The organism is Pedobacter sp., from assembly GCF_040513095.1.
Classification (GTDB): domain Bacteria; phylum Bacteroidota; class Bacteroidia; order Sphingobacteriales; family Sphingobacteriaceae; genus Pedobacter.
The window spans coordinates 1-6,391 of record NZ_JBEVDX010000076.1 but is presented as its reverse complement, the minus strand read 5'-3'; the positions used below and the strand labels follow the sequence as shown (position 1 = coordinate 6,391).

Here is a 6,391-nt window from a genome sequence, read left to right as displayed (position 1 = left end):
TTCTCAAACTTCAATGGGTCGTTCTCCCAATCGATCTTCTTGTTTTTATAGCCTTTGGTCTTAAATATAGCAGTTCCAAACCGCATACCCTTAAATGTAAAATAATCCCTCCACACCAATTCAAAGATGAGCCACCAGGTACTCTGGTTTTTCTTAATCTCTGATTCGTAATCCTTTACCTTTTTATAGATTTCCCGGGCTGAAATACATCCCAGGGCCAGGTAGGGAGATAGCTTCGAACTATAATCAAGGCCATCTGATTTGTTTCTACTCCACCTGTACCCTGTTAACAGCTCAGATTTAAACGTATAGTATTCCAGCCTTTTCAGTGCTGCAGTTTCCCCGCCCTCAACAAATGGTGCTGCATCTTTGTATTCATCTGCATTAAACCCATAAAGTTTATACGATGGAAATTTTTTCGTTTTTACGCTCGCAACAAAGTTCAGTTCCGCAGGAATGCTCAAAGTCTCCCGTGGCTCGGCATCGCGCCCTGCGGGAATTCTGTAGGCTTTGCTTGTCAGTGGGATCCTGGAAATCTTAAAAGGTATATCATCTTTATGGTAAAGCGTCTTGCCCCAGAAAAAATGGAACTTAACCGCCGGCAGGGCATCCATCACTGCATCCGCCAGATTAATTTCATATTGTGCATATTCCTCTTCGGCGTAAACATCTGTTATTCCATATTCTTCAACAAGTTGAGGCAATGTAACCATCGCAGAATCTTCTCCAACAACTAAATGCCCTCCCATGGATTCAAGGCTCTTTCTTAAATCCAGAACAGATTGCTGCATGAATTTAAATCTAACCGTATCCTTTTTCCGGAAGGCGAGATCTGATTTGTCAAAATCGCTTTTTTCAATACAATAACAGCAAACCAAATCGCTACATTCCTCATGGGCCTTTACCAGGGCTTCATTATCATGCAGTCTCAAATCATTCTTAAACCAAACCAAACCCCGTCTCTTCATTTATTAATTATTTATGCTTCATGCTGTATATATTTCGGGAACTGCATCATTTGCCTTTATCTGGAACCCAATTCATTTAATAATTGAGCCGTGCACTATTATTAGTACTTCACCTCAAGTAGTTGAAACAGCACCACTTTGATAAAAGTTTGAAACAAACAGAATGGTAAACATTCCAGGGCGGGCAGTAGAAAGGATAGCGACAAATTGGCCCGGTAAAGATGGACAATCATACCATAATACCATTCAGATGAATAGATTACGGTAACAATCTTGTTGAAATTTGAAGCAATTTTACGTTTAATGGTATTTGCTGTAAACGCTGTCCCATAAAAGTACTGTTTTGGTACTTATTTTGCTTTTTCTCAAGAACATTCACTAAATATATACCTATGGAAAACATTGCTTTTATGGAGAAAGTTGGAACATATCAATCTTCTTTAAGATCATATGCAATTCACTTTACACAAAACGCAGAAGATGCGAATGATCTGATTCAGGAAACGCTTTACAAAGCGCTGAAGTACAGTAACCTTTATCAGGATGGAACAAACTTAAAGGCCTGGCTTTTTACTATCCTTAGGAATACTTTCATCAACAATTACAGAAGGAACATAAAAAAGCGATCTCTTATTCACACTTCTGATGACATCCATTCTTCTCAATTATTAAAAAGTTCAATGAGAAACGAAGGAGAAAAAACATTCCTCGTGAATGATATTTTCAAGGCACTAAATAAACTTGAACCTGCTTACCGGGTCCCATTTATGCGTTTTTTTGAAGGTTATAAATATTATGAAATTGCAGATGAACTGAATATACCGATTGGAACAGTCAAGACCAGAATCCATGTAGCGAGAAAGGTACTTAAGAAGGCTTTAAAAATGTACACAGATACAAATCAGCTACCAGCCTATTGATTCATCAATATCCACCATCAAAATTTTATAAACCACTACTGTTCAACAATATTCTTTATTCTTGTCCTCATCATAACCAATAGCAGCCTTTGCCTCGTCAATGGCTGCCTGGTTCATAACTAGTATCTATTTCTTCTCCCATCGCTGTATAAATAACAGTAAAACAGATTGCAACACCTAAAATCCTACAACTTACTGTTACAACGCTTGGAACTTATAATTAATCCTCTCAAATAACAAGGCGTAAAAGTTTGTTATTTCAACTATAAATTCTTGTTAATGAATAAATAGTTTCACATATTCGAAGACCAAATATAACCAATCAGATTAAACAGCGATGATATACAATTCCCGCGAAAAATTTCACACACTTTTTGAAGATGCGCCTTTATGTGCGGCGATATTCGATGCTTCAGATATGAAACTGGAAGTAGTAAACAAGCCTATGCTGGATCTCTGGCACAGACCTGCGTCAATCAAGGGCACTGCTCTTCTTGATTTTTTACCAGAACTTGCAGATCAGGAATACCCGGAATTAATGAAAAGGGTGATTAAAACCGGTAAAACACACAAAGAAGAGGGAGCCAGAATTTTACTTCAAAGGAATGCAAAACTTGAAGCAGTGTTTATCGATTACAGCTATGTTCCAATCCTTATGGACCGTAACCGGACCAGTGCAATTCTTGTAATGGCTACTGATGTATGTGACCGCGAACTGAACAAACTAAACCTGCAGCAGTCGAAACGGGATTTGCGCGCGCTGGTCATGTCAGCTCCTATACCCATGTGTATATACAGGGGAGAAGAATTTGATATTGAGGCCGTAAATGAGTGGATGATGGATTTATGGCAAGGGAAACACTTTAAAGATCTTGCGGCCTTACAACATGTATTTTACAATAGCTTGCCTTACACATGCAAGCATAAAAATATTGTGTTCAATTATACGCCATTAAATGGCGGCGCAAATACTTTGAATGCGATTTGTTTAACTGCCATGCGTTGCTGATCCAGGTTATGAACTGGAGCATCTCATATAATCAGTTAGTATACAACCAGGAATTACTTAAAAAGGAAAATTTCGTTGGATCAAGATGAAATTACACATATATGAAGTATCTTCAGCGATTTTTCTATTTAATATTGAGGAAAATAAAGATCAGATAGAGCATATGAATACGATTATTCAAGCTTCTTATTCCGAAGGAAACACATGACAGGAAAGCAACATTTTGAAGAAATCAAAACCTTATTGGGAGAATCAGGTACTTATTATCTTATAGCTGTTGACATGAACGCCGAATACAGCTATCTAAACAAACACTACGCAGAAATTTTCAAACCTATTCATGGCAATCTTATAGGGGAACACTATGCAGTAACGATACATGAAGATGACCGGCAGATCTGTCAAACTGTTTCAGAATTAGCGTTCAGATATCCTGATTCTGTATTTCCAGCAACCCTTCGCAAGCATGATGGCAAAGGCGGTTTCATCATCACAAGGTGGGAATACAAAGCTATATTTGACGATGCCGGAACGCCAGCTGGTATTTTTTGCCTCGGTCACGATATCACAGAATTGGTGCAGGTCAGCGGAGAGCTCGATCAGATTAAAAGTAAACATTCCCACTCCATCAGAAGACATGTGGCTAACTTGATGGGATTAGGGAAGTTGATCCAGGACGGGACACGGCTCGAGGATATACAAGATGCTGCCAAGATGATCGTAGAAAGTGCTACCAGCTTAGATGGAGTCATCAGGGAATTGCGCTAGCTGTTCACAACAACTTATCTAAACTTTGTTTAACAATTTCGAAATAAGGTTAAAACAAAGACCTCACATGACAGTTATAGGTGTACGAAAACACAGCCATGCAACTCTCCGATAAATCCTTCAAAACAAACTCAATGCTGCCATACAATGGAGAAAAGCTGGAATTCATAGCTAAAAATATGCGTATACCATTCAAAAGGGTTTTCGATGTATTATCTGTTATTGATTTAACAGCAGATGAATTGGTGCTGTACCTGGTTAACGAGCGTCTGAAAAACCGCGAGAGACACCTGGAAAATTATACTGACAAACTATTCAGGTAGCAGGAAATACCGTCAAAGCAACATCAGCAACGCTTGTCATCTGGCTTCGCTATCGAATTCAAGATACTCCCTAATTAGCTTGTCGCAAATTTCTACCTCGCTTATCAACTGTTTCAACAAAGCCTTCAGGTCTGTTGAATCTTTAGGTTTAAGGTACTCGAATTGTCTGGCTATCCAAGCTAATCTTTCCAGTCCCACCACAGATGCTGTTCCAAACAATTTATGTCCCGACTCCTTTAAGGCAGAGATGTTGTTTTCACTTGTAAGCACCTCCATAGTGGCCAGAGAGGATTTCAGGTCCTCAGTCGTAAGAACCAGTATATCATTAATGATGTTTTCATCGTCACCTACATAGTTTTTCAGCGTTTGCAGGTCAAAATGGTTCTCATGTCCTTGTTCATCAGTCTGTTCGGCGGCACTACTATCCTTTAACAGTGGATTCAGCCAGTCCTTAAACAGGCGGATGATAGTATCCTCTACAAAGGGTTTTGCTATGAAGTCATCCATTCCTGCTTTGAGGCATTTTTCTTTTTCGCCTTTTACATTACCCGCTGTCAGTGCAATTATAGGAACACGGCGCCCCCCTTCCCTTTCCCTTATGGTTTTCGCTGCTTCGTAACCATTCATTACAGGCATTTGAATATCCATTAAAATCAGATCTGCCTGATCAAATACCTCCAGCGCTTCCTCTCCGTTCGAGGCTTCCAAAAGCTGTGCGTCCGGAGCTATCCTGTTTATTATAGTTTTGGCAAGCAGTTTATTAACGATGTTATCTTCCACAACCAGGATTGTTAAGGCCGAAGAGTTTACTATAGAGGGTTCTGCTCCCGGAATATCATTTCCATTGGCTGCAACCGGCATTTTGTGTAAGCGATAAAGACTCTGGTAAAGATCTTCCATTTTCACAGGCTTTACCAGCCGTTGGTTCACTGACAGTTCATCACATGCCTGCTGGATCGTTTCATCATCTGATGAACTATGTAATAATATCAATGGCAACAGGTCCGGGCTTGCTGCAAAGTTTTCGCGGATTTTGCGGATTGTCTCAATGCCATCCATATAAGGCATGTGATAATCCATCAGGATCACATCATACTTGTGATGCTGTGCCAGCAACTGCAGGGCTTCAAATCCATTAGCAGCTTCTTCCACATCAATATTCTTCAACTTCAGCATTTGCCTCAGGATCAACCTATTGTTTTCATTGTCATCAACAATCAAAGCTTTATGGAGATCGAGGTGGTTATTCCAGACCACCGGCTCCCCTGCCTCTGCCTGTAAAAAGAGGTCAAAGAAAAAACAGCTGCCCTGAGCCGGGACACTCTCCAGCTGAAGTTTACTGCCCATCAGTCCCAGAAGTTTGTTGGAAATTGTCAAACCCAGGCCTGTACCTCCATATTTTTTGGTGGTGGATGCATCCTCCTGTGAAAAAGCTTCAAAAATTTTACTTTGTTTATTTTGCTGGATACCAATACCTGTATCACGAACTTCAAACCGTAGGGTGATGCCACTGTCAGTCAATTCGTCCAAAGGCATGATTTTGAGTTCAATCTCACCTTTGTCCGTAAACTTCACCGCATTGCCCAATAAATTGACAAGGATTTGTTTCAGGCGTACCGAATCGGCCTGAATAAACCGCGGCAGGTCGGCAGGTACATTGAGCAGCATCTCCAAGCCCTTTTTCTGTGCCTGATAAGTAATGATATCCGCAGCCTGGCTACATGTTTCAAATAAATCGCAGCGGTCAATGTCAAGCTCAAGCTTGCCGGCTTCGATCTTAGAGAAATCCAGAATATCATTGATTATGCTTAACAATGCGCTGGCCGATTGATTAACAATAGAAAGATACTGGTGCTGGGTACTATTTAAGGATGTTTTCAACACCAGATCGGTAAAACCGATCACACCGTTGAGTGGGGTACGGATTTCATGGCTCATATTGGCCAGGAATTCTGATTTCGCTACACTCGCCTGCTCTGCATGCTTTTTAGCCCTTTCGAGTTCCTCCCGTTGTAATACGCTCTCTGTAATGTCCTGCGTAAATACCATGATGCCGCCAATGCTGTTTTCATAATTGAACCAGGGGATAATCTCCCAGCGCAGATAAAGATCGTGATCAAAACCTTCCGGGCGCCACTTGCTTTCATCACTTTTATCGCTTATACCCTGCAGTGCACGGTCGCAGATCTCCCTCCATCTATCAGACAATCCTGGCAACACCTCATATTGAGACTTTCCGACGACATCACCTGTAATGTGGTAATCTGACTTCCACCGCTGGCTTACTGCCACATAACGCAATTCAGTATCCATCATTACTACAGCCGCTGGTGAATGATCAACGAATGCGCTAAGACGTGACTTTTCGTCAACCAAATCCTGTTCTGCTTTCTTTTTATCATC

At 40.7% G+C, this 6,391-nt stretch carries 6 protein-coding genes; 4 read left to right on the top strand and 2 right to left on the bottom strand.

Going from position 1 to position 6,391, the window contains the following annotated elements; all coding sequences use genetic code 11:
* The coding region (locus ABWY16_RS09370) for a deoxyribodipyrimidine photo-lyase (protein WP_353904384.1) at window positions 1-968 on the bottom strand (968 nt) is incomplete at its 3' end.
* 392 nt (window positions 969-1,360) lie between these two features.
* Between ABWY16_RS09370 and ABWY16_RS09365 the strand changes: the two genes are divergently transcribed.
* The 4 genes from ABWY16_RS09365 (at window position 1,361) to ABWY16_RS09350 (ending at window position 3,988) form a co-directional block, all read left to right on the top strand.
* A complete protein-coding gene (locus ABWY16_RS09365) occupies window positions 1,361-1,888 on the top strand; it encodes a sigma-70 family RNA polymerase sigma factor (protein ID WP_353904383.1) in 528 nt (175 codons plus the stop codon).
* Window positions 1,889-2,225: 337 nt separating this feature from the next.
* On the top strand, window positions 2,226-2,897 hold the full coding sequence (locus ABWY16_RS09360) for a PAS domain-containing protein (RefSeq protein ID WP_353904382.1): 672 nt from the start codon (window positions 2,226-2,228) through the stop codon (window positions 2,895-2,897).
* Between the two features lie 204 nt (window positions 2,898-3,101).
* Window positions 3,102-3,665 (top strand): PAS domain-containing protein, encoded by a 564-nt coding sequence (locus ABWY16_RS09355; RefSeq protein WP_353904381.1) that lies wholly within the window; start codon window positions 3,102-3,104, stop codon window positions 3,663-3,665.
* Between the two features lie 134 nt (window positions 3,666-3,799).
* Window positions 3,800-3,988 carry a hypothetical protein gene (locus tag ABWY16_RS09350; RefSeq protein WP_353904380.1) on the top strand — a complete coding sequence of 63 codons (189 nt, stop codon included), beginning with the start codon at window positions 3,800-3,802 and terminating at the stop codon, window positions 3,986-3,988.
* A gap of 36 nt (window positions 3,989-4,024) precedes the next feature.
* Here the strand turns inward: ABWY16_RS09350 and ABWY16_RS09345 are convergent.
* Window positions 4,025-6,391, bottom strand: a 2,367-nt coding sequence (locus ABWY16_RS09345; protein ID WP_353904379.1) for a response regulator, incomplete at its 5' end; no start/stop codon positions are given.

Excerpts from the sequence above, each read along its gene's own strand:
- ABWY16_RS09355 (WP_353904381.1), top strand. The coding sequence starts at position 3,102 with ATGACAGGAAAGCAACATTTTGAAGAAATCAAAACCTTATTGGGAGAA.
- ABWY16_RS09360 (WP_353904382.1), top strand. The coding sequence starts at position 2,226 with ATGATATACAATTCCCGCGAAAAATTTCACACACTTTTTGAAGATGCG.
- ABWY16_RS09350 (WP_353904380.1), top strand. The coding sequence starts at position 3,800 with ATGCTGCCATACAATGGAGAAAAGCTGGAATTCATAGCTAAAAATATG.
- ABWY16_RS09365 (WP_353904383.1), top strand. The coding sequence starts at position 1,361 with ATGGAAAACATTGCTTTTATGGAGAAAGTTGGAACATATCAATCTTCT.